At 62.1% G+C, this 22,208-nt stretch carries 18 protein-coding genes; 8 read left to right on the forward strand and 10 right to left on the reverse strand.

The features are described 5' to 3' along the window. Positions 1 to 43: 43 nt before the first annotated feature. Positions 44 to 2,644 carry an aminopeptidase N gene (pepN, locus tag ACZ5TB_RS11820; protein ID WP_464791380.1) on the forward strand — a complete coding sequence of 867 codons (2,601 nt, stop codon included), beginning with the start codon at positions 44 to 46 and terminating at the stop codon, positions 2,642 to 2,644. Between the two features lie 47 nt (positions 2,645 to 2,691). Here pepN and ACZ5TB_RS11825 read toward each other — a convergent pair whose 3' ends face one another. The 4 genes from ACZ5TB_RS11825 to ACZ5TB_RS11840 are packed head-to-tail and all read right to left on the reverse strand — an operon-like array spanning position 2,692 to position 6,266. After that, positions 2,692 to 3,306 carry an ABC-type transport auxiliary lipoprotein family protein gene (locus tag ACZ5TB_RS11825; protein ID WP_464791381.1) on the reverse strand — a complete coding sequence of 205 codons (615 nt, stop codon included), beginning with the start codon at positions 3,304 to 3,306 and terminating at the stop codon, positions 2,692 to 2,694. An 11-nt stretch (positions 3,307 to 3,317) separates the two neighbouring features. Beyond that, positions 3,318 to 4,280: an MlaD family protein gene (locus ACZ5TB_RS11830; protein WP_464791382.1), complete on the reverse strand. Its 963-nt coding sequence runs from the start codon at positions 4,278 to 4,280 to the stop codon at positions 3,318 to 3,320. A gap of 4 nt (positions 4,281 to 4,284) precedes the next feature. Further along, on the reverse strand, positions 4,285 to 5,157 hold the full coding sequence (locus tag ACZ5TB_RS11835; RefSeq protein ID WP_464791383.1) for an ABC transporter ATP-binding protein: 873 nt from the start codon (positions 5,155 to 5,157) through the stop codon (positions 4,285 to 4,287). Further along, positions 5,157 to 6,266 (reverse strand): MlaE family lipid ABC transporter permease subunit, encoded by a 1,110-nt coding sequence (locus ACZ5TB_RS11840; protein ID WP_464792547.1) that lies wholly within the window; start codon positions 6,264 to 6,266, stop codon positions 5,157 to 5,159. The genes ACZ5TB_RS11835 and ACZ5TB_RS11840 overlap by 1 nt, the downstream gene beginning before the upstream one ends. A gap of 98 nt (positions 6,267 to 6,364) precedes the next feature. Here ACZ5TB_RS11840 and ACZ5TB_RS11845 point away from each other — a divergent pair, with 98 nt between their 5' ends. Beyond that, on the forward strand, positions 6,365 to 7,039 hold the full coding sequence (locus ACZ5TB_RS11845) for an HAD family hydrolase (RefSeq protein WP_464791384.1): 675 nt from the start codon (positions 6,365 to 6,367) through the stop codon (positions 7,037 to 7,039). Between the two features lie 7 nt (positions 7,040 to 7,046). Here the strand turns inward: ACZ5TB_RS11845 and ACZ5TB_RS11850 are convergent, their stop codons facing one another. Together ACZ5TB_RS11850 and ACZ5TB_RS11855 are read right to left on the reverse strand one after the other, a co-directional pair. Then, a complete protein-coding gene (locus ACZ5TB_RS11850) occupies positions 7,047 to 7,985 on the reverse strand; it encodes a 2-hydroxyacid dehydrogenase (protein ID WP_464791385.1) in 939 nt (312 codons plus the stop codon). Beyond that, a complete protein-coding gene (locus ACZ5TB_RS11855; protein WP_464791386.1) occupies positions 7,982 to 9,307 on the reverse strand; it encodes a cystathionine gamma-synthase family protein in 1,326 nt (441 codons plus the stop codon). The genes ACZ5TB_RS11850 and ACZ5TB_RS11855 overlap by 4 nt, the downstream gene beginning before the upstream one ends. Positions 9,308 to 9,469: 162 nt before the next feature. Between ACZ5TB_RS11855 and ACZ5TB_RS11860 the strand changes: the two genes are divergently transcribed. Further along, a complete protein-coding gene (locus tag ACZ5TB_RS11860) occupies positions 9,470 to 11,881 on the forward strand; it encodes a ligase-associated DNA damage response DEXH box helicase (RefSeq protein WP_464791387.1) in 2,412 nt (803 codons plus the stop codon). Here ACZ5TB_RS11860 and ACZ5TB_RS11865 read toward each other — a convergent pair. After that, on the reverse strand, positions 11,878 to 12,369 hold the full coding sequence (locus ACZ5TB_RS11865) for a membrane-like protein (RefSeq protein ID WP_464791388.1): 492 nt from the start codon (positions 12,367 to 12,369) through the stop codon (positions 11,878 to 11,880). The two genes, ACZ5TB_RS11860 and ACZ5TB_RS11865, sit on opposite strands and share 4 nt — an antisense overlap. Positions 12,370 to 12,516: 147 nt before the next feature. Here ACZ5TB_RS11865 and ACZ5TB_RS11870 point away from each other — a divergent pair, with 147 nt between their 5' ends. Genes ACZ5TB_RS11870 through ACZ5TB_RS11880 form a run of 3 tightly spaced genes read left to right on the forward strand, consistent with a single transcriptional unit; the run spans position 12,517 to position 14,823 of the window. Next, entirely contained in the window at positions 12,517 to 13,074 is a 558-nt protein-coding gene (locus ACZ5TB_RS11870) for a TadE/TadG family type IV pilus assembly protein (protein ID WP_464791389.1), read from the forward strand. Further along, on the forward strand, positions 13,071 to 13,478 hold the full coding sequence (locus ACZ5TB_RS11875; RefSeq protein ID WP_464791390.1) for a TadE/TadG family type IV pilus assembly protein: 408 nt from the start codon (positions 13,071 to 13,073) through the stop codon (positions 13,476 to 13,478). Before ACZ5TB_RS11870 ends, ACZ5TB_RS11875 begins: the two co-directional genes overlap by 4 nt. Before the next feature lie 16 nt (positions 13,479 to 13,494). Then, a complete protein-coding gene (locus ACZ5TB_RS11880) occupies positions 13,495 to 14,823 on the forward strand; it encodes a pilus assembly protein TadG-related protein (protein ID WP_464791391.1) in 1,329 nt (442 codons plus the stop codon). 33 nt (positions 14,824 to 14,856) lie between these two features. Here the strand turns inward: ACZ5TB_RS11880 and gyrB are convergent, their stop codons facing one another. Then, a complete protein-coding gene (gyrB, locus tag ACZ5TB_RS11885) occupies positions 14,857 to 17,364 on the reverse strand; it encodes a DNA topoisomerase (ATP-hydrolyzing) subunit B (protein WP_464778457.1) in 2,508 nt (835 codons plus the stop codon). 86 nt (positions 17,365 to 17,450) lie between these two features. Between gyrB and ACZ5TB_RS11890 the strand changes: the two genes are divergently transcribed. Both ACZ5TB_RS11890 and yczR read left to right on the forward strand, forming a co-directional pair. After that, positions 17,451 to 17,912: a hypothetical protein gene (locus ACZ5TB_RS11890; protein WP_464791392.1), complete on the forward strand. Its 462-nt coding sequence runs from the start codon at positions 17,451 to 17,453 to the stop codon at positions 17,910 to 17,912. 84 nt (positions 17,913 to 17,996) lie between these two features. Beyond that, positions 17,997 to 19,460 carry a MocR-like transcription factor YczR gene (yczR, locus tag ACZ5TB_RS11895; protein WP_464791393.1) on the forward strand — a complete coding sequence of 488 codons (1,464 nt, stop codon included), beginning with the start codon at positions 17,997 to 17,999 and terminating at the stop codon, positions 19,458 to 19,460. A 187-nt stretch (positions 19,461 to 19,647) separates the two neighbouring features. Here the strand turns inward: yczR and ppa are convergent, their stop codons facing one another. Both ppa and ACZ5TB_RS11905 read right to left on the reverse strand, forming a co-directional pair. Then, positions 19,648 to 20,190: an inorganic diphosphatase gene (gene ppa, locus ACZ5TB_RS11900; RefSeq protein WP_449474486.1), complete on the reverse strand. Its 543-nt coding sequence runs from the start codon at positions 20,188 to 20,190 to the stop codon at positions 19,648 to 19,650. Between the two features lie 39 nt (positions 20,191 to 20,229). Next, positions 20,230 to 22,143, reverse strand: coding sequence for a M61 family metallopeptidase (locus tag ACZ5TB_RS11905; protein WP_464791394.1), 1,914 nt, complete (start codon positions 22,141 to 22,143; stop codon positions 20,230 to 20,232). Positions 22,144 to 22,208 lie beyond the last annotated feature (65 nt).

A 22,208-nucleotide genomic window follows, 5' to 3' on the forward strand; every position in this document is an offset into this window, starting at 1 on the left:
GCGGGTGATACCACCTGCCCGGAAAATGCTCTAGATTGCCGGAATGGCTGACATTCAATCCGCAAATGCTTCCGCGCCTATTGTCGTTCGACGTCAGGACTATAGGCCGCCCGACTGGCTCGTCCCCGAGATCGAGCTGGAATTCCTTTTGGACCCCGCGCGTACGACGGTAAGGGCAAGGCTGAGCGTCAGTCGCAATGGTAAGCATGATCGCGGGCTGAGGTTGGACGGAGATGAATTGACGCCCGTCGAAGTGAAGGTGGACGGCCGTACCCTTGGCTCGGGTGATTGGAAGATGGATGGCGGCGCCTTGGTCATCCCGCTTTCCGGCGGCGTTCATCAGGTGGAAACGCTGGTGGAGCTTGCTCCTGAGCATAACAGCAAGCTGATGGGCCTTTATGCCAGCGGCGGGCTGCTTTGCACCCAGTGTGAGGCGGAGGGATTCCGCCGGATCACCTTCTTCCCGGATCGGCCGGACATCCTCTCCCGCTATTCCGTTCGAATGGAGGCGGACAAGGCGCGCTATCCGATCCTGCTTTCCAATGGTGATCCGGTCGCGCAGGGCGAACTTTCCGGTGGGCGGCATTGGGCACGATGGACCGATCCATATCCCAAACCCTGCTATCTCTTCGCGCTCGTGGCGGGCGACCTTGCCTGCAACAGCGACAGCTTCGTGACGATGAGTGGGCGCGAGGTGAAGCTGGGCATCTGGGTGAAGGAAGCCGACTTGCCGCGGACGGGGCATGCCATGCAGGCGTTGAAGAACAGCATGGCTTGGGACGAGCGCGTCTATGGCCGCGAATATGACTTGGACGTCTTCAACATCGTCGCCGTGGCGGATTTCAACTTTGGCGCGATGGAGAATAAGGGGCTTAACATCTTCAATTCGCGCTACATTCTCGCCGATCCTGAGACCGCGACGGATGCCGATTATGACGGCGTGGAAGGCGTGGTGGCGCATGAATATTTCCACAACTGGTCGGGAAATCGCGTCACTTGCCGGGACTGGTTCCAGCTTTCATTGAAGGAGGGTTTCACCGTCTTTCGCGATCAGAACTTCTCGGCGGACATGGGCAGCGAAGCGGTCAAGCGCATTGAGGATGTGCGGGTGCTACGCGCGGCGCAGTTTCAGGAAGACGCAGGCCCGCTCGCCCATCCGGTCAGGCCAGAATCCTACATGGAAATCAGCAACTTCTATACGGCGACCATTTATAACAAGGGCGCTGAACTGATCAGGATGATCGCGCTGATGCTGGGGCCGGACCGCTTCCGCGCCGCGACCGACCTTTATTTCGAGCGGCATGATGGCGAGGCGGCGACTTGCGAGGATTTCGTCCGGGCGATGGAAGAGGGGGGCGGGGTGGACCTTACCCAGTTCCGCCGCTGGTATGAGCAGGCCGGGACGCCCCATGTCCGGGCCAGCCTGACGCATGATCCCGTCACCCAGACCGCTGAGCTGTTGTTGGAGCAGAACACGCCGCCGACACCGGGCCAGGCGGAAAAGCTTCCGTTCGCCCTCCCGCTTCGTACAGCCTTGTTCGATCGCGGTAGTGGCGGAAGTGCGGGCGAGACACTGTTGATGGTGACCGAGAAGCAGCAGCGCTTCACCTTCAAGGGCTTTGCTGCTGCGCCGATTCTGTCCATCAATCGTGGCTTCTCAGCACCGGTGATCGTCGAAACAGACAGGAGTCAGGCCGATCTGGCTTTCCTGTCCGCGCATGATGACGACCCGTTCGCCCGCTATGAAGCGATGCAGCAGTTGATGGTCAATGCCCTGGTCGGCCATGTGGCCGGGCAGGCGTTGGATGCGGCGGCAATCATCACGGCGATCCGGGATACCGTCACCGACCCGAATCTTGATGGGGCGTTCATCGCGGAAGCCATTCGCTTGCCGAGCGAAGCCTATCTGGGCGATCAGATGGCGCAGGTCGATCCGGATGCCATCCATGAGGCTCGCGATGCGTTGCAGCGCCGGATCGGCCGCGAGTTGGAACCCCTTTGGCGCGACGTGCATGCGCGAAACAGGGCGAACGGCTTTTCACTTTCCTCGGCGGCGAAGGGCGCGCGCAAGCTGCGCAACGGCGCCTTGGTCTATCTGGTCACTTCAGGCGCGGCGGACGCTGCGGCGCTGGCCTTCTCCCAATTTGACGAAGCCGATAACATGACGGAGCGGCAATCGGCTCTTGCGACCCTTGCCAACGGCCGCAGTGACGAGCGGGAGGCGGCGCTTGACATCTTCTATAACCGCTACCGGGATGATCCGCTGACGCTGGACAAATGGTTCCAGACGCAGGCTTTTGCTTCCCACCCGGATACCGTCGATCTGGTGGAGGAGCTGGGGCGGCACCCGGACTTCACTCTGGCCAATCCCAACCGGGTCCGTTCGCTTTTTGGTGCCTTCGCTGGCAACCAATGGGCGTTCCATCATAGGTCGGGCAAGGGCTATCGGCTTGTTGCCGACTGCATCATCGCGCTCGACAAGCTCAATCCGCAGACCGCCGCGCGGCTGGTGCCGCCGCTGGGGCGGTGGCGGCGCTTCGATGAGGGAAGGGCCGCCCTGATGCGCGGCGAATTGCAGCGAATCTTGGGTCAGCCGGGCCTGTCAAAGGATGTCACCGAGCAGGTGAGCAAGAGCCTCAATTGAGGCGGAATGCGCCATGCTGATGCAGGCTCAGCATGGCGGATCGTCCCTTAGCGCCCGCTGGCCGCCAGCCATGTCGCGACGTCGGCCGCCACCTTGTTCGCGGCGCTGTTAAGCGGAGCGCCGATGGTGGTCGCATCGATCTTGCCGCCTATGGGGGTGCTGGAGGTGAACCGCTGCCGCGCGATCGCGGTGCCGCCGGGTCCCGCAAGGATAGCATCATAAGTGACCACGGCGCTGTTGCTTGCTTCATCTACGCCGAAATCGACCAGCTCACCCATCAGGCGCTGGCCCGCATCGGCCGAATATTGACCGGGATCGAGCACGATGCGGTTGCTGCTGGCGGCGATCGTTTCGGACAGCAGCTTCTGGAACAGATGACGCGGCGTATCGGCCCACTGCACCTTCGTGACATAGGCGAGCGATGTGGGCGATGTGCGCACCGGAACGCGTACGGTGTCGAGGAGCTTGGGCGCCTCCGGATCGGCGACCGTGATGGTTGTCCCTGCGGTGGCGCTGCGGAGCGTACCGGGAGCGACCTTTTGCGCCGCGTCGAGTGACAGCAGCCGTTCGGGCGGCTTCCCGCCGAAGGAAACGCAACCTGACAGCGCTGCGGCTAGCGCGAGCATGATGGGAAGGGCGGCAGGTTTCTTGTGGAACGTCATCGCGGTCCCTCTCATCGCTTGTAATCGGGCAGTTTGGGCGATCCAACGATCGACCCCGCGCCCTGTTGATCGAGTTTTTCGGCAACGCCGCGGAAGGCGCGCGACATTTCGCGCAGATCACGCACCAGTTGATTGACTTCAGGCATGGTCTGGTTGCTGAACGCGCGCACGCCTGGCTGTGCTTCGGCGATCGTCTTGTCGAGCGTCTCGATGCTGCGGGTGGCGGACTGCACGCTCTTGCGCAAGTCGGCCATCAGCGGCTTGCCTTCTTCGGTCAGCATCGAGTCCGTGGTCGCGGCGAGCTTGCCGATCTGTTCCGCCGCTATGCCCGTGCGCTGGACCGCGATGCGTGCTTCCGCAAGGGTGGCAGCAATTTCGGGGCTGCGATCGGCGAGGGCGCCCGACACGCGCTCGACATTGGCGAGGATGCCCGCGATCGATTGCTGATTCTTGTCGTTCAGCAGTTCGGTCAAACGCTCCGTCAGCGTCGAGAGTCGCTCCAGCAGTTGCGGCGCGTTGTTCAATAGTTCACCAAGCGCCCCTGGCTTGGTCGGAATGACCGGGATACCGTCGGGGCAGGCGGACAGGGGATTTTCCTCGGGGCAGGTGATGGGTGGAGCACCCTTTACAGCACCGTCCAGCACGATTTCGCTGACGCCGGTGAATCCGACGCCCGCGATCGTCGCCGTCGTGCCCTGAAGTACCGGCGTGCCTTCCTTTACGGAGATGCGCACCTTTACAAAGCTGGGGTCGCGTTTCCAAAGCTCGATCTTTTCGACCTGACCAGACGGAACGCCGGAATAATTGACGCTCGACCCTTTGGCGAGGCCATTCACCGACTGTTTGAAGAAGATGTCATATTCCATGTTGTCGCCTTCGGAGAGGCGCGAGAACCAGAAGGCGGCGACCATGATCGCCGCCAGCAGCAGCAATGTGACCGTGCCCACCAGCACATGGTTGGAGCGGGTTTCCATTATATTATCGCCTTCCGTCCGATGGCTGTGCCGCCGTCTTTTCCCGTTCGCGGGTCACGGCCGCCGTTGCGGCGCGGCCGCGAGGACCGTTGAAATATTCCTGAATCCAGGGGTGATCGGTCGCCAATAGCTCATCAATGGTGCCGACCGCGATGACCTTTCTGTCCGCCAGCACCGCTACGCGGTCGCAGATGGAATATAGCGTGTCGAGGTCATGGGTAATGAGGAAGACGGTGAGGCCAAGCGTCTGTTGAAGCTTGCGCGTTTGATCGTCGAAAGCTGCTGCGCCGATCGGATCGAGCCCGGCAGTCGGTTCGTCAAGAAACAGCAGATCGGGGTCGAGCGCCAGCGCGCGGGCCAGGCCCGCCCGTTTCTTCATGCCGCCTGAAAGTTCGGCGGGATATTTGGGACCAGCTTCGGCGGGGAGACCCGTCAGCCGGATCTTGTAGGCGGCAATCTCGTCCCGCAGTTGCGGCCCGATATTGGGATAATATTCGCGGATCGGCACCTCGACATTTTCGGCCACCGTAAGGGTGGAGAAGAGGGCGCCACCCTGGAACAGAACGCCCCAGCGCTTGCGGATGGCCAGCGCCTCGTCATCCAGACGCCCGATCATCGATTCGCCGAATACGTGGATTTCGCCTTCATCGGGTGTCTGGAGGCCGATGATCGAGCGCATCAATACCGATTTGCCGGTGCCCGAGCCGCCGACGACGCCCAATATCTCGCCCTTGCGCACGTCGAGGTCGAGATTTTCATGCACGACCTGATCGCCGAAGCTGTTCTTCAGGTTGCGCACTGAGATGGCGATGTCGCTCTTCTCGACAGCCTTGTTGACGCGCGCCTCTTCGGCAGCGGCTTCTTCTTCCTCGGCCATTAGTTCCACCCCAGCCAGGTGAAAAAGACCGCGAAAAAGGCGTCGATCACTATTACCAGGAAGATCGCCTGGACCACGGCAGCGGTGGTCCGCAGCCCGACTTCCTCGGCGTTGCCCTTTACCTGCATGCCCTGGAAGCAGCCGGAAAGCGCGATGATGATGCCGAATACGGGGGCTTTGAGCAAGCCAACCCAAAGGTCTGTGATCGGCACCACCTCTCGCAATCGCTGGATGAAGGTGATCGGCGGGATGTCTAGTGAGACGGCGCAGAGGAACCCTCCGCCGATCACCGCGACGATGGAGGAATAGAAGCCAAGCAGCGGCATCATGATGACAACCGCCAGCGTCCGGGGCAGGACCAGCGCCTCCATGGGCGACACGCCGATGGTGCGCATCGCGTCCACTTCCTCGGTCAGCTTCATGGTGCCGAGCTGCGCGGCGAAAGCTGAGCCGGATCGGCCCGCGACCATGATCGCCGTCATCAGCACACCGAGTTCGCGGAAGGTCAGGCGGCCGACGAGGTTGATCGTCAGCATCTCCATGCCGAACTGACGCAGCTGCACCGATCCCTGCTGGGCGATGACGATGCCGATCAGGAAGCTCATGAGGCCGATGATGCCGAGCGCGGAGACGCCGACAACCTCGAACCGCTGCACGACGGCGTTGACGCGGAACTTGCTGGGATGCCGGATCACGTTCCAGCTCGCCACCAAGGTCGCGCCGAAAAAGCCGAGGAGTCCGAGAAGCGTGGTGAAGGCGTTGACCACCGCTTCGCCGATCTGGCCGATCACGCGCTGTAGCGGAGGCACATAATCGGGCCTGATGCTGACCGGTTCGTCGAGCTTGCCCACGGCCTCGATCAGGCGCCGGGCGTCTTCGTTGCCGCCGCTAACGTCGCAGCCCAGCCTTTTGACGGTGCGGTACACGGTCCAGGCGCCGATCGTGTCCATATGGTCAACGCCGGACAGGTCGATGGCAGTGATCGGCCCTGTCACCGCATCAAGGCGGGCGGGCAGATCATGCAGGCATGCAATGGAAAGATGCCCCAGAAGCCGAATGACAGCACCGCCATCGCGCGTTTCTTCGACAAGATCGGCGGCTTTATTCATCAAGGCGGTTTAGTGGTCCATTATCGGTTGCACGGCAAGCCGAAACGGCCCATCCGCACGGTAGAACGATAGCAAGGCGCAAAAGTTTCGGAAACGGCATGACGCACCGTCTGGCAATATACGATATGGACCGCACGGTGACCTTTTCGGGCACCTATACTGGCTTCCTGATACATGTTTCAAAAGGCTTGGCGCCATGGCGGCTGGTGCTGCTGCCCTGCGTCGTCCTGCTGATGCTCGCCTATGTGATGAGGCTCATCAGTCGGCAGCGGCTTAAGGAGCTGAATCAGGCGCTGATGATCGGCTATAATGTCGAGCGCGCCAGGCTGATGCCGCACGTCGAAAGCTATGCGGCCAAGGTTGTTGCGACCAATGTTCGCGCCGGGGCGCTTGAGCAGATCGCACGGGACAGGGCCGATGGATACCGGCTGGTGCTCGCCACCGCATCCTACCGCCTCTATGTGGAACCGATCGCCCGCAGGCTGGGGTTCGACGCGGTGATCGCGACCGACCATCTGAGCCAGGACCTGCGGTATGTGCGCGCCAAGATTGCGGGCGAGAATTGCTACGACACCGGCAAGCTGCGGATGATCAAGGCGTGGATGGCGGCGGAAGCGATCGACCGCGACCATGCCCAGATTCGCGCCTATTCCGACCATGTGTCCGATGCGCCAATGCTGGAATTCGCCGACATGCCTTTCGCTTCCAATCCGCATAAGCCGCTGGCCAGACTGGCGGCGAAGCGCGGGTGGACGCGGGTGGACTGGGCGTAGGCCCGGTTCAGCGAGAAGTGACCCGGTTCGGCAGAGCTTTTCCGCCGAAGAAGGCTTCCAGATTCGCCAACACCATCGCAGCCATGCGGGCCACCGCTTCCCGCGTGGCGCCGCCGATGTGCGGCGTCAGGACGCAGTTTGGGACGTCCTTCCAGAGGTTGGCGGGGGTAGGTTCCTGCTGGAACACGTCCAGCGCCACTCCGCCCAGTCTTCCCTGACGCAAGGCCCGCCTCAACGCCTCTTCATCCACCAGTTGCCCGCGCGCGACATTGACGAGCAGTCCATCGGGACCGAGCGCGTCCATGACGTCAGCATCTATCAACCCGCGATTGCTGTTGTCGGCGCGGGCGGCGACCAGCAATATGTCGCTGTCCTGGGCCAGAGCCTTCAGACTTTCGGATCGCTGCCAGGGCGAGCCCGGCTTGTCGCGTGGACCCCACCATCCGATCTGCATCCGCATCGCTTCCGCTCGCCGGGCGACCGCTTGCCCGATATGGCCCATGCCCACGATGCCAAGTCTTGTCTGATTCATGGAACGGGTAAGCCTGTCCGATTCGGCTGTCCAAAGGCCCGCGCGCAGTTGCCGGTCGCCTTCGACGATCGCGCGGCGATGCGCGAGCATCAGGCCGATCGCATGGTCGGCGACGTCCTCGGCATTGGCGTCCGCGCCATGCGTGACGGCTATGCCGCGCCTTTCCGCTTCCTCCAGATCGATGCCGTCATAGCCGACGGTGAAGCAGGCGATGAGCCCCAACTGTGGCATGGCGTCGAGCAGAGCAACGGAAAGCGGGAATTCGCCAGCCCAGACTATGGCCTTGGCATCGGCTCGCCGCTGGGTACCTTCATCCTCCCACAACGGTTGGGCGTCATAGAAGGGTGAAAGGATTTTCAGCAACGGCCCCAGCAGTGGCTGTCCCACCAGGACGATAGGCCGACTGCCGCTCATCCCACGGCCCGCAGCGCCTGCGCGAAGTCTGCGATCAGATCGTCGGCATCCTCGCAGCCGATCGAGATGCGCACCATATTGTCGGTTATCGCCAGAGCCTTCTTGCGCTCGGCGGGCACGGACAGGTGCGTCATCGCCGCCGGGTGGCTTGCGAGCGTCTCCGTGCCGCCAAGGCTGACGGCCAGCTTGGCGATCTTCAGCGCATCGAGGAAGGCGAAAGCCTCAGCCTCGCCACCCTTCAGATAAAGCGAGAAGGTCGATCCCGCGCCAGTGCAGTGGCGGTGGTAGATATCGGCTTGTCGTTCCGTTTCGGGGAAGCCAAGATAGACGACCTTTTCCACCTGCGGCTGGTCTTTCAGCCAGGCGCAGACCTTTGCCGCATTTTCCCCAGCCCGGCTCATCCGCAGTTCGAGGGTTTCGAGACTGCGGAGCAGCATCCAGGCGCTGTGCGGGTCTAGGATCGTGCCGATCGTGTTGCGCATCAGCCGGATCGTGTTGATGAGGTCCTTTGGTCCCAGCACGCCTCCAGCTACAAGGTCGCTATGGCCGCCCGCATATTTGGTGAGGCTGTAGATGACGAGGTCCGCGCCATGGGCAAGCGGATGATGCCAGAGCGGGCCGAGGAAGGTGTTGTCGATCGCGACCGGGGGCAAATGCGCCTCTCCGGCGAAGAGATGGTCGCGGCGAGCCACGACCGCCTCTACATCCACGAGCACATTGGTGGGGTTGGCCGGGCTTTCCAGATAGATGAGCGCGACGCGGCCGAGCGACTTTGCCCGTTCGATAACCGCGCTGATTTCCTCCTCCGTCGAACCGGCGGGGAAATCGAGCCATTGCACGCCGAACTTGCCGAGGATGCGGCCGATCAGAGATTCGGTGGCAGCATAAAGCGGCGCGGAATGGACGATCACATCGCCGGGCTGGACGAGGGCGAGCAGCGTGGTCGCGATGGCCGACATGCCACTGGAAAACAGCAGGGCGTCTTCCGCTTCCTCCCACACCGCCAGCCGGTCTTCGGCAATTTCCTGATTGGGGCCGTTGAAGCGGGAATAGACCAACCCTTCCGCACCGCCGGGTCTGATCCCGGTGACGCCTTCAAAATGCCGTTTGCCTGCGGCGGCGCTTTCAAAGGCGAAGGTGGAGGTGAGGAAGATGGGCGGCTTCAGCGATCCTTCCGACAGCATCGGGTCGTAGCCATGGCCCATCATCAGCGTCGCGGGCTTCAGCTTGCGTCCGCTGATCTCCATGATGGCTGGCTTGGCACGGCGGCGCTTGCGCGGGGGCTCGGCGCCTGAAAGGTCGGCCTCTGTCTCGCCGGTCATCGCTGCTTCTCCTGCGTTTGCGGCCTTTGCCGCCCTTTTATGATGCCTCGAGTGTAACGCCTTTCGGAGGGAAAGAGACCAGCCATTCCGGCAATTATGTTATCGTCATGACATCGCGCCGGGATCGTGACAGGGGCGGCGCGCGTTCCTACATTCATCGATATGAACCAACGCCTTCCCGAACCCCTGGAGCAATGGTTCACCGCGCGCGGATGGTCGCCGCGCAGCCATCAGATCGATATGCTGGCAGCCGCAAGGGCAGGGGATCATGCCCTGCTCGTTGCGCCCACGGGGGCGGGGAAGACATTGGCGGGGTTCCTGCCGACGCTTGCCGACCTGATCGAAGAACCGGCCGAGGGTCTTCATACCCTCTATGTGTCGCCGCTGAAGGCGTTGGCGGTCGATGTGCGGCGCAATTTGCTCACCCCGATCGAGGAGATGGAGCTTCCGATCCGGGTCGAGACGCGCACGGGCGACACCCCTTCGGATCGCAAGGCGCGGCAGCGGGCGCGGCCGCCTCAGATACTGCTGACCACGCCCGAATCGCTCTCGCTGCTGCTCAGCTACCCCGACAGTTTCCTGATGTTCGCGCAGTTGAAGACGGTGATCATCGATGAGGTCCACGCCTTCGCCACCCAAAAACGCGGCGATCTGCTCAGCCTGTCGCTTGCGCGGTTGCAGAGGATCAATCCCGAGCTGCGCCGTGTCGCGCTGTCCGCGACGGTGGCGGATGTCGATGCGTATCGCGCATGGCTCGCGCCCGATGGCGACATCAACAGCGTGACGCCGGTCATGGGGGAGCAGGGTGCTGATCCCGATGTCGCGATTCTGATTCCGGAAGGGCGCATCCCTTGGTCGGGGCATTCCGGCAAATATGCCGCAAAGCAAGTCATGGCCGAAATCGAGCGGCGGCAGACGACTTTGGTCTTCTGCAACACGCGTGGACTTGCGGAACTCATCTTCCAGGAGCTTTGGACCGCGAATGAGGCGAACCTGCCGATCGGCATCCATCATGGCAGCCTGTCGGTGGAGGCCCGGCGCAAGGTGGAAAATGCGATGGCCGATGGCAGGCTGCGCGCGCTCGTCGCGACGGCGAGCCTCGACCTGGGCGTCGATTGGGGCAATGTCGATTGCGTGATCCAGATGGGCGCGCCCAAGGGATCGTCCCGCCTGCTCCAGCGCATCGGCCGAGCCAATCACCGGCTGGACCAGCCAAGCGAAGCCATCATCATTCCGGGCAACCGTTTTGAATATCTTGAGGCGCGCGCGGCCCTGGACGCGGTGGAGGCGGGGGAGCGGGATGCCGATGACTTTCGTACCGGCAGCCTCGACGTTTTGGCGCAGCATGTGATGGCGCTCGCCTGCGCCGCGCCGTTCGCGGAACAAGAGTTGCTGGAGGAAATCCGATCAGCCACCCCCTATAGTGCGCTCACCGATGAGGGGTTCGCCAACGTCCTGCATTTTATCGAAGGGGGCGGCTATGCGCTGCGGGCGTATGACCGGTTCAAGCGACTGACCCATGATGCGGACGGGATATGGCGCGTGTCTCACCCGCGCTTCATTCAGCAGCACCGCATGAATGCCGGGATCATCGTCGACCAGCCGGTGCTGGATGTCCGGTTTGCCAATGGCCGCAAGCTCGGGACGGTGGAGGAGGGTTTCGCCGCGACGCTGCGGCCCGGTGACAGCTTCTTCTTTTCCGGCATGGCGCTGGAAGTGGTGCGTATGGATGTCACCGACCTGGTCGTGCGCGCGACGTCGAAGCAGGCGCGGGTGCCCGCTTGGGGCGGCACGCGCATGGCGATGTCCACGCGGCTTGCCGACCGGGTGCGGCACTTTCTGGCCGAGCCGGAAGAATGGCACCGCTTCCCCGACGATGTGCGGGAGTGGCTGGAGGTGCAGAAATATCGCTCAGCCCTGCCTGAGCCGGGACAGCTGCTGATCGAAACCTTCCCGCATGAGGGGCGGCATTATCTGATCTGCTACAGTTTTGAGGGGTGGAATGCGCACCAATCGCTCGGCATGCTGCTCACTCGCCGCATGGATGCGCAGGGTTTGATGCCGCTGGGTTTCGTATCCAATGATTACGCGCTCGCCGTCTATGGGCTGAAACCCGTGACGGACCCGCAGAGCCTGTTTTCCGCCGACATTCTGGATCATGAATTTGTCGAATGGGTCGAACAATCGAGCCTGTTGAAACGCGCCTTCCGGGACGTCGCCGTTATCGCGGGCCTGATCGAACGCCAGCATCCCGGCAAGCGAAAGACCGGGCGACAGGTCACTTTCTCAACCGACCTCATCTATGACGTGCTGCGCAAATATCAGCCGGATCATTTGCTGTTGAAGGCGGCCTGGGCCGACGCCCGCGCGCGTATGACCGATGTCGGGCGGCTGGGCGACCTGATCGATCGCGCATCGGCAACCATGCTGCATATCGATCTGGATCGGGTAAGCCCGCTGGCGGTGCCGGTGCTGATCTTGATCGGCCGAGAACAGGTGGCGCAGGCGGCGGCGGAGGATGCCTTGCTGATGGAAGCGGAGGCACTTGTGGCAGAGGCGATGCGGACGGACTAGAAGTCCTCGCGCACTCCGCCGCAGCCCTTCAACGTTCCTTCACCAAAAGACAGCGCGACGCGGTCGGCCCAATGTGCGTCGCTCATGCCGTCGTTGCATGGTCCGTCGGTCACCGTCATCGAAAATCCGTCCGCCAGATACCGTACGGCGCGGCCGTCATCCGTCCGGTTGACCGAGACATGAACGGGCGCCTTGTCCGGGCGCTCCAGCGTGGCAACCGATCCTTTGACCGTTACCGCCCAAAAGGGTTCGGTCCCCAGAGCGCGATAGCGTGTCTGGTCGCTGAGAGGTTCGGTGCTCACTCTTTCTGGGGGAAGTTGCGGAGCTGGCGCATCGGAGAAAGTTACGGGTTCGTCATGACCCGCCTGCTGATTCAAAATGGGCGTTTCCGCGACTGGCGTATCTTTCGCACGATGTTCACCCATGTCTTCCTTCCGGCCGCAACCCGCGAGCAGAAGGGCGCCTGCAACGAACAGCCATGCCTTCATATGTCCCTCGCCTCTTTACCGTTAATTAATATACCCTCGGATATATACCAAAGCATAAACAGCATCTTAGCAGATGATTAACCATGTTGTTTAGGCAAATGAACAGCATGTGTTGAGTAGAAAATCCCCGAGCGAAGGGGATTTTCAATGCGTCCTTCTATGTTTGGCCGATTGTTGCGCAGCGAGGCGAGCGCCGATTCGCCGCGTTGTCTCACGTCTGCCGCCGATCGGGCGCCTCTCCGGGCGTTGTTGACCGGACTCGGGGCCGAGACATCAGGCATCGCCCTTGTTGAAACGGCGCTGGTTGCGCCATTCTTGGCCATCATCCTCATGGGCACGGTCGATGCGGCCCGTTACGGCGCGGCCAAGATGAAAATCCAACAAGCCGTCAATCGCGGTCTGGAGATGTCATGGATGGGCGGCACGGACGTCGTCGCAACCGACATTCAGGCGCAGGCGGCAGCGCAGGCGGATGTGCCGACCAGTGCCGTAACAGTCACTCAGACACTTGAGTGCGGGGGCACGGCGACTACCTGGACCGCCAATGCCAATCCCTGCGCCTCCGGCGAAACAGCTCGCTACACGCAGATTCAGATTTCAACAACCTTCACGCCATCCTTTGCGCTCGGGTCGCTGGCGAAGATGCTGGCCAACTCGAATGGCGTCGTGCCGATTTCCGCGACGGGGGTTCTGAGAATCCAATGACACGGTTTTTTCGCCTTCTCCATCAGCTTGCGTGCGATTGCCGTGGCGCAGGTGTACTCGAATTCGCGCTGGTAGCGCCTGTCCTGTTGGGCATGCTGGTCGGGATCCCGGCGCTGGGGATACTCTTCTATGCGCAGGCTGGGCTCAGAAGCACCGTCGAGGATGCTGCGCGTTATGCGACCACTTGGCCCAAGCCGAGTGAGGCCGACATACAGGCGAGAATAGCGTCGAACCAGTTTGGGATGAACCCGGCCAACATCGTTACGCCGACCGTCACGTTCACGACCAGCTCGAAGCCCAACTATGTCACCATAACGATGGGCTACAATGTCACCGTGAACTTCCTGCTCGGCAGCAAGACGATCGCGCTGTCCGAAACGCGCAGAGCCTATGTCACGAGCTAGAGCCGAGGAGCTGACGATGCCATTCCTCAATTGCTTGTCCCGTCTTCGCACGCTTTGGTCCGACGCGCGGGGCAATGCGCTCATGCTGACGGCGCTGGCGCTTCCCGTCATGATCGGAGCGGCGGGGCTTGGCGTCCACACCATGCAGCTTTCGCATGTGAAGCGGGAATTGCAACGGGAGGCCGACTCCGCGGCGATGGCAGGCGCCTATTCGCTTTACCAGAGTCAGGGGAACAGCACCGCCACCGCCCAGGCGAACAAGGCGTTGACGCAGAACGCTCTCGTCCCTGGCGCGACCGCTACGATCACGCCGGGATCCTATACGACCAGCGGTGGCACTACCTATACCTCCGCAATGTATGTGCGCTTGGTCAGTACCCAGCCTACCGCCTTGATGGCATTGTTTGGAAAGTCCACGTCCACCGTGGCCGCCGAAGCCCGGGCGGCAGTCGTCTCCGATGGCAAGGTCTGCTTCTTTGCCAAGGAGAATGGGAACAACACCGGGATAACCTTTGCAGGCAACTCGACACTTGATCTGGGATGTGGCGCGGGCACCAACTCGACCAGCAATAATGCAATAAACGTGAACGGTCAGCCGACGGTCAAGGTTTCGCCGCTCGTCGCGATGGGCGGCATTCCCTCGTCCACCGCCTTCGCCCCCGGCACCGTGCTGATGCCCAACCATGCGGCGCTGACCGATCCGTTTGCCGGTATGAGCTTAGATCCTAGCACCAACGACGTTTCCAATGGGAAATGCAAGAACGGCAGCAACTGGAACGTCATTGATGTTTCATCGGGGACGACAGTCGATAGCAGCAGCGGAAGTCCTTACGCCCCGGGCTGCTACGGAACGATCAATGTCCAAGGCACCCTGACGCTGAAGCCGGGCGTCTACTATCTGGCCAATGGGGCGAACAATGCGGGCCTGCAGGTCGGCGCTCAGGGGCATCTTAGCTGTGCGGGCTGCACGTTCGTGCTGACCAGCACCACGCCCAACAATGCGAACAGTTTCGCGACGATGGACATCAACGGTGGGGCGGAGGTTGATCTTTCTCAATCCACCAGCGGCACCTATAGCGGCATCACCATCTATCGGGACAGCAGGGCGGCAGCGAGCAATCAGTGCTGCCAAGTCAACGGCAATTCCAATTCGACCCTCAGTGGCGCCTTCTATTTCCCGAACGATACGCTGACCTTCAACGGCACATCGGGCATGTCGCTCACCTGCTTTCAGATGGTCGCGCTGCGGCTGTCCTTCAGCGGAAACGCGACGATCACGAACACCTGCGACCCTCCGGGCGGAGCGTCCAAATGGTCGTTGACCGCTGTCCGGCTGATAAGTTGAAGCGGCTGTAAGAGCCGCTTCAACTTATCAGAATCAAACGTCCAGATTGGCGACGTTCAGGGCATTATCCTGAATGAACTCGCGCCGGGGTTCGACGACATCGCCCATCAGGCGGGTGAAGATTTCGTCGGCGACGTCCGCCTGCTCGACCTCGACGCGCAGCATTGAGCGGTTGTCGGGGTCCAGCGTGGTTTCCCACAACTGCTCGGCATTCATCTCGCCCAGACCCTTATAACGCTGAATGGCGAGGCCCTTGCGACCTGCCGTCAGCACCGCTTCCAGCAATTCGCTGGGCCGGGTGACGACGACCGCGCCCTTGGATACCACCGGCAGATCGTCTTCCCCCGCCTCTTCGGCAGCGGCCGCAGCCTTTGCGGTGACAAGGCGGCTGGTGGTGCGATAGCTGTCGGCTTCTTCGGCGGCGATGGAGTGGAGCTTGCGCGCTTCGGCGGAGCCGATGAAGCCATGTTCGATCATGTGGTGATCGGTCACGCCGCGCCAGAGCCGCTCGAAATGGAAGCCGCCTTCTTCGGCGATGCGGCCGCTCCAGCGGCCCTCGTCATCCTGCGCGTCCATCCACTTGACGGTGGCCGTCAGCCGTTCCGCTTGGCGCTCATGGCCGAGTTCAGGATCGAGCGCGCCGTTGATGGCCAGCGCCTCGATGATGGCGGGATTGTAGCGGCGCGGCACATAGCGCATCACCGCGCGCATCCGGCGGCCGTGCTCGATCAGCGAACGCAGGTCTTCGCCCGAACGCATGCCGCCGGTCGTTTCCAGCGCCATGGAATCGACGCCATTGTCGACCAGATATTGCTCCAGCGCGGCTTCGTTCTTGAGATAGACCTCCGACCTGCCGCGTGTCGCCTTATAGAGCGGCGGCTGGGCGATGTAGAGGTGCCCCGCCTCGATGATCTGCGGCATCTGGCGGTAGAAGAAGGTCAGCAACAGCGTGCGGATATGAGCGCCGTCGACGTCGGCGTCGGTCATGATGACGATCTTGTGGTAGCGCAGCTTTTCCAGATTGAAATCGTCGCGGATGCCGGTGCCCATGGCCTGGATGAGCGTGCCGACTTCCTTGGACGACAGCATCCGGTCGAAACGCGCGCGCTCGACGTTCAGGATCTTGCCCTTCAAAGGCAGGATCGCCTGATTGTGCCGATTGCGCCCCTGCTTGGCCGAACCACCTGCCGAATCACCCTCGACCAGGAAGAGTTCGGACTTGGCGGGGTCGCGTTCCTGACAATCGGCCAGTTTGCCGGGAAGGGAGGCGATGTCCATCACCCCCTTGCGCCGGGTGAGTTCGCGTGCCTTCTTCGCGGCTTCACGGGCGGCGGCGGCGTCGATCACCTTCTGGATGATCATCTTGCCATGGCCCGGATTCTCTTCCAGCCATTCCGCCATCTTGTCCGCCATCAGGCTTTCCAGGGGCTGACGCACTTCGGAGGAGACCAGCTTGTCCTTCGTCTGCGATGAGAATTTGGGATCGGGCAGCTTGACCGACACGATAGCGGTCAAGCCTTCGCGCATGTCCTCGCCGGTCAGGGACACCTTCTCCTTCTTCAACATGCCTGACTTGTCGGCATAATTGTTGAGGGTACGGGTCAGCGCCGCGCGGAAGGCGGCGAGGTGCGTGCCGCCATCCCGCTGCGGGATGTTGTTCGTGAAGCAGAGGACGTTCTCATAATAAGAATCGTTCCACTCCAGCGCGACGTCGATGGTCACGTCGTCGCGGCTGCCCGAAATCGCGATCGGATCGGGCATCAGCGGCGTCTTGTTGCGATCAAGATATTTGACGAAGGCCGCGATCCCGCCCTCATAAAATAGTTCGACTTCCTTCTTCTCCTCATGCCGGGCATCGACCAGGAACAGCCGCACGCCGGAGTTCAGGAAGGCCAGTTCGCGGTAGCGATGTTCCAGCTTTTCAAAGTCGAACTCGGTATGGTTCTTGAAGGTGCCACCGTCGCCGGGCACCTTCTCGGTCGAGGGGAGGAAAGTGACCCGCGTGCCCTTCTTGCCTTCAGGCGCGTCGCCGATGACCTTGAGCGGCGCGACGGCATCGCCATAGGCAAAGCGCATATAATGCTCCTTGCCGTCCCGCCAGATGTTGAGGTCCAGAAATTCGCTGAGCGCGTTCACAACCGACACGCCCACGCCGTGCAGACCGCCCGATACCTTGTAGGCATTGTCGTCCGAGGTATTTTCGAACTTACCGCCCGCGTGCAGCTGGGTCATGATGACCTCGGCCGCCGACACGCCCTCTTCCTTGTGGATGCCGGTTGGTATGCCCCGGCCATTATCCTCGACGCTGACCGACCCATCGGGATTGAGCGTGATCAGGATGCGGTCGCAATGTCCGGCCAGGGCCTCGTCGATCGCATTGTCGCTGACCTCGAACACCATATGGTGCAGGCCCGAGCCATCATCGGTGTCGCCGATATACATGCCGGGCCGCTTGCGTACGGCGTCCAGGCCTTTCAGGACCTTGATGCTGTCGGCGCCATAGGCGTTGCTGTTGGGGCTGTTTTGACTTTCCTCGCTCATGCCCGAGCATATAGGGAAAGCCCCAAAGAAACTAAAGCGAAACATGCCTGCTTCCGCTTGAGGATGGGCCGGTCTATCAGGGACGCATGCGCGCTATCGTCCCCCTGTTTCTGATGCTTGGCGCCTGTTCCGACAGCAGCGACGTGCTGGAGCAGTTGCCCAACAGTTCCATCGCCGGAGCGCCGCGCGACGACATGCCTGAAACCCGGCTGGAAGCGAAGATCACGCGCCCCGTGATCATTGGCGAGGATGGCCCGCGACTGGATGCCTGTGGCGCGATGGGGCAGGCGGTTCGCGTCGGCGCCCAAGGGCTGGCTATCCGTGCCGCGCCTTTTGCCGAGGCGCAGGAAATCGGACGTCTGGCGGAAGGAGCGAGAGCCTTCGTGTGCACCCGCAGTCTGGACCAAAAGTGGCTTGGGGTGGTCGTCGTGCCGCAGCCGTCGGCCGACTGCGGTCTGTCCGAGCCGGTCGATCGGAAGCAAGCCTATGCCGGGCCGTGCCTTAGCGGCTGGGTGTCGAGCGCGTCGATCCGGTTGGTGGCCGGTTGACGCACTGAAGCTGCATTGGCCTTTTACAAAGTGGCCTGTGGTTTCTAAGTGGACTTCTGTTTCTGATCAGAAAGAGTCGGTTCCATGTCCAATTCTGCTCTTCGTCCGCCCTCGCTGCTTCGACTGCTGGGCGCTTGGCGGGTCGCGGAGAGTGCCGAACCTGCCTATCGCCAACTGGCCGACGCGCTCCGGATGCTGGTGCTGGATGGACGGGTAGGGCTGAACGTGCGCCTGCCGGGCGAACGGGAACTGGCCGCCGCGCTGAGCCTTAGCCGGACGACGATCGCGGCTGCGTTCGACCGGTTGCGTGATGAAGGCTATCTGGAAAGCCGTCAGGGTTCGGGCAGCGTCACGCGCCTGCCGCCCGGCCGGATACATCCCGAACCGCCTGAATTGGACCTGCCCATTGGCGGGAACATCCTCAACTGGACTCATGCCGCGCTGCCCGCCGCGCCGGGGGTAGGGCGCGCCTGCCAGGCGGCGGTCGAAGCCCTGCCGGCCTTTCTGGGCGAACTTGGCTATGATCCGCTCGGCCTGCCGCCGCTGCGCCGCGCAATCGCCGCGCAGTTCGAACGGCGCGGCTGCCCCACCAGCCCTGACCAGATCATCGTCACCAACGGCGCACAGCAGGGCTTTGCCTTGTTGCTGCAGTGGCTGACGGGGCCGGGGGACCGGGCCGTGATCGACCATCCGACCTATCATAATGTCATTCAGGCGTTGCAGCGCGCGCATGTCGTGCCCGTGCCGGTCGGCCTGCCCGCGCAAGGGTGGGACATTGACGCCATGGAGGCGGCGTTCCGCCAGACCAGCCCGCGCTTTGCTTATGTTATCGCGGATTTTCACAACCCGACCGGCCGCAGCATGGACCCGGCGACCCGGCGCGCCTTGGTCGCAGCGGCCACGCGTACGCACACGCCATTGATTATCGATGAAACCATGGTGGCGATGGGGCTCGATTTTCTCGCCCCACCCCCTGTGGCGATTCATGATCCGTCGGGGCGTCAGGTCATCACCATGGGATCCGCGAGCAAGATCTTCTGGGGCGGACTGCGCGTCGGCTGGATTCGCGCCGATCCGCAGACGATCGCGGCGCTCGGCCGCCTGCGCACGACAATGGATATGGCCAGTCCGGTGGTGGAGCAGCTTGCCGTCGCACAGTTGATCGACAGTGATGAGGGATTGGGGCCGCGGGCAGACTTGCTGCGCGCCCGCCGGGACCATCTGATCAGCGAGATCGACAGGCATCTGCCGCACTGGCGTATCGAATCGCCTGCGGGAGGTTTGTCGCTCTGGGCCGAGCTACCGCGCGCCGAAGCGACTGCCCTAGCCGCGATTGCCGAAAGCCATGGCGTGCGGGTTGCGCCGGGTCCGCGTTTTGGCGTGAGCGGCGCGTTCGAGCGCTTCCTGCGTCTGCCCTTCACATTGCCTGAGGAGCAGCTGACTGTGGGGGTGGAGCGGCTGGCGGAAGCGGATGCACGGCTCCACGCCCGTCTGCCGCGCGGGCGCGATTCGCTGGCGGCGGCGCTGGAGGCGGATCGGCTGATTTAAGGGGGGGGGGGGCAGACTCCCTCTGCTCGAAACGTCATCCCAGCGGAAGCTGGATCTCAGACCAGCTCGCCCGCCCCTCCTGAGATGCCAGCGTTCGCTGGCATGACGGCTTTGCTGTTGAGGGATGAACAAAAAAAAGGCCGCGCAGGACATCTCCCGCGCGACCCCTTATCTCTCTCTACGGCGCTTACGCGGCCTTCTTGTCAGCCTGATAGCGCTCGATCGCTTCCAGCGTGATGCGGCGGGCGTCTTCCGCGCCGCCCCAAGTGCCGATGCGCACCCACTTCTGCTTTTCCAGATCCTTATAGTGGGTGAAGAAATGTTCGATCTGCTCCATCACGATGCCGGGCAGATCGTCCTTTTCATCGACGTCGCTATAATAGGGAAAGGTCTTGTTGTCGGGAACGCAGACCAGCTTTTCGTCGCCACCCGCTTCATCTTCCAGGTTGAGCACGGCGATCGGACGAGCGCGCACGACCGATCCCGGCACGAAGGGCGAACGGGCGATGACCAGCGCGTCTAGCGGATCGCCATCGGGCGACAGGGTGTGCGGCACGAAGCCGTAATTGGCCGGATAACGCATTGGCGTGTGCAGGATGCGATCGACGAACAGCGCGCCCGACGCCTTGTCGAATTCATATTTCACAGGCTCGCCGCCAATCGGCACTTCGATGATGACGTTCAGGCTGTTGGGCGGATCGTCGCCGACCGGGATCAGTTCGATATTCATGGGACTAAGCCTTTTGATGCAAATTGGCGTTGCGGGTGATTATGTCCTTGGTTTGAGCAGCCGATCGAGGCTGCCTTCACCCTCTCCTGATTTTTCGAGGCGCGGATAGCGCAGGCCGCCGGAATAAGCGAGCGTCAAAGTGCGGTAATATCGGTCCTGCTTGACGATGATCTGCATCGGCTTGGCAGCCTTCAGCGCAGCCTTGAACACTTCGCCGGAATATTCGTCTCCGTTGATCGCGACGATCTTCGTGCCGACTGCCAGCCCTGCCTTGAAAGCGGCACTGTCCCAGACGACGTTGGAGATTTCGCCGTCCCCCTTCACGATCAGGCCAACGCCGAAGCTCTGGTCGATATTCTTGCCCTCGGCCGCCTTGGTGAAGGCGTTGGGCGTGTCGCCATAGACCAGCCTGTAGCCACCCATGGCAAAGCCGCCCTTGGGCGTCTCGCGCGTCGTGCTATCGACATATCGCGCGAAGAATCCGGCCCAGTCATAGGGCGCAACTCCGTTCAGCGTCTTGATGACATCGTCGCGATTATAGACGACCTGACCCCAATCGCCGGGATTGATACCAAAGAAAGCCTTGGCGAAATCGTCGAGGCCCTTTGCCCCGCGTGTCTGCTTGCGGATGATCGCGTCTGCTTCCAGCCAGATCATCAGCCCTTCATTATAATAGTCCTCCGACCGCTGCCAGCTTGTCCACCCCTTGGGACGGCGAGCGGAAATGATCGGGTCGTGGGTGGTATCTTCCATCGGCCGCCACTCGCGGCCGCGCGTCGTGTCCAGCTTGGCCGCGATATGGGCGTAGGCGTCCAGCGTCTCCTGCTTGCTGAACAGGCCAGACCGCGCGCCCAGCACATAGCCCCAAAATTGCGTCTGCCCTTCATAGACCCACAGCAGATTGTCTTGCATCGGCACGTTGAAGTCGGGCGTCCAGAGCAGGTCCGGGCGGCGGAACTTGCCGTCCCAGCTATGGGTGAACTCATGCGGCAGCAGGTTGCGGTCCAACAGCGCCTCGCCATCGCCCCACTTCTTGAAATAGCCCGGCTCGACCTGATTCTCGGACGAGCGATGATGTTCGAGGCCGATGCCACCCATCTCGTCGGTGATGGCGAACAGGAAGTCATAATGATCGAAATGATAAGTGCCGAAGAGCGCGCCAGCTTCATCCACCAGCTTCTTGTGCTTGGCGATCTGGTCGGGCTTGGCCTCCAACTCGTCGGCATCGTCGGCGATGATATTCAGCGTGACATTATGGCCCAGGTCCACCGGCCTGAAATAGCGTCCGGCGAATACCGGCGAATCCTGCAAAGCTTCATAGTCGATCGTCTCATAAGCGACGGTCGATCCGGTCTTCTGCCCACGCAGCGCGGTGGCCGCCTGCCAGCCATCGGGATAGGTCACCGTGGCCTGAACCGGAATCTGCCGAGTATAATAGCCTGCGGGATAGAGCGAGACCGACTCCCACTGGATGTTCAGCATCTTGGGCGTGACGACGACGCGCCCCTGACTGGACTGCGTTGCCGACAGGAACTGGAAGGAAGCGGTGATTTCCCGCGTGCCCTGCGGAACGTCGACGACGAATCCGTAGACGTTGAGCGGATCGCGCTTCCAGCCGATCGGCTTGCCATCGGCGGTGAAGGTGAGGCCGCTGATCTTCTCGATCTGGCCACGCGGCGCATGGTTGCCCGGCAGCCATTCGGGCACCAGCAGCGTCATTGGCCCGCTCGACGCGACGGGGATATGCTCCTTCACCCGGAGGATTCGCTGAGTCGTGTCGGTCGCGTCCACCTCCAGCCGGATTGTCCCGCCGGGGTAGGGGATGTCGCGCGGCGCGGGGCTGGCGTCATTCACCCGCAGGGCGGTCGGCCTTGACCTTACGGCATCCTGAGCGGCGAGCGGGCTGATGATGGCTGTGGAAAGCAGGAAGGCGGCAGCAAGGCTGCGGATCATGGCTGTCTCCGTGAAAGACGTGGCAGGAATTGCCTCATGAACTCAGCATGACGAACCAAAATCTA

This window comes from Sphingobium sp. TomTYG74, assembly GCF_055393875.1.

Bases quoted from the DNA above. Each gene is read 5' to 3' on its own strand.
- pepN (WP_464791380.1), top strand. From the start codon at position 44: ATGGCTGACATTCAATCCGCAAATGCTTCCGCGCCTATTGTCGTTCGA.
- ACZ5TB_RS11825 (WP_464791381.1), bottom strand. From the start codon at position 3,306: ATGACGTTCCACAAGAAACCTGCCGCCCTTCCCATCATGCTCGCGCTA.
- ACZ5TB_RS11830 (WP_464791382.1), bottom strand. From the start codon at position 4,280: ATGGAAACCCGCTCCAACCATGTGCTGGTGGGCACGGTCACATTGCTG.
- ACZ5TB_RS11835 (WP_464791383.1), bottom strand. From the start codon at position 5,157: ATGGCCGAGGAAGAAGAAGCCGCTGCCGAAGAGGCGCGCGTCAACAAG.
- ACZ5TB_RS11840 (WP_464792547.1), bottom strand. From the start codon at position 6,266: ATGAATAAAGCCGCCGATCTTGTCGAAGAAACGCGCGATGGCGGTGCT.
- ACZ5TB_RS11845 (WP_464791384.1), top strand. From the start codon at position 6,365: ATGACGCACCGTCTGGCAATATACGATATGGACCGCACGGTGACCTTT.
- ACZ5TB_RS11850 (WP_464791385.1), bottom strand. From the start codon at position 7,985: ATGAGCGGCAGTCGGCCTATCGTCCTGGTGGGACAGCCACTGCTGGGG.
- ACZ5TB_RS11855 (WP_464791386.1), bottom strand. From the start codon at position 9,307: ATGACCGGCGAGACAGAGGCCGACCTTTCAGGCGCCGAGCCCCCGCGC.
- ACZ5TB_RS11860 (WP_464791387.1), top strand. From the start codon at position 9,470: ATGAACCAACGCCTTCCCGAACCCCTGGAGCAATGGTTCACCGCGCGC.
- ACZ5TB_RS11865 (WP_464791388.1), bottom strand. From the start codon at position 12,369: ATGAAGGCATGGCTGTTCGTTGCAGGCGCCCTTCTGCTCGCGGGTTGC.
- ACZ5TB_RS11870 (WP_464791389.1), top strand. From the start codon at position 12,517: ATGCGTCCTTCTATGTTTGGCCGATTGTTGCGCAGCGAGGCGAGCGCC.
- ACZ5TB_RS11875 (WP_464791390.1), top strand. From the start codon at position 13,071: ATGACACGGTTTTTTCGCCTTCTCCATCAGCTTGCGTGCGATTGCCGT.
- ACZ5TB_RS11880 (WP_464791391.1), top strand. From the start codon at position 13,495: ATGCCATTCCTCAATTGCTTGTCCCGTCTTCGCACGCTTTGGTCCGAC.
- gyrB (WP_464778457.1), bottom strand. From the start codon at position 17,364: ATGAGCGAGGAAAGTCAAAACAGCCCCAACAGCAACGCCTATGGCGCC.
- ACZ5TB_RS11890 (WP_464791392.1), top strand. From the start codon at position 17,451: ATGCGCGCTATCGTCCCCCTGTTTCTGATGCTTGGCGCCTGTTCCGAC.
- yczR (WP_464791393.1), top strand. From the start codon at position 17,997: ATGTCCAATTCTGCTCTTCGTCCGCCCTCGCTGCTTCGACTGCTGGGC.
- ppa (WP_449474486.1), bottom strand. From the start codon at position 20,190: ATGAATATCGAACTGATCCCGGTCGGCGACGATCCGCCCAACAGCCTG.
- ACZ5TB_RS11905 (WP_464791394.1), bottom strand. From the start codon at position 22,143: ATGATCCGCAGCCTTGCTGCCGCCTTCCTGCTTTCCACAGCCATCATC.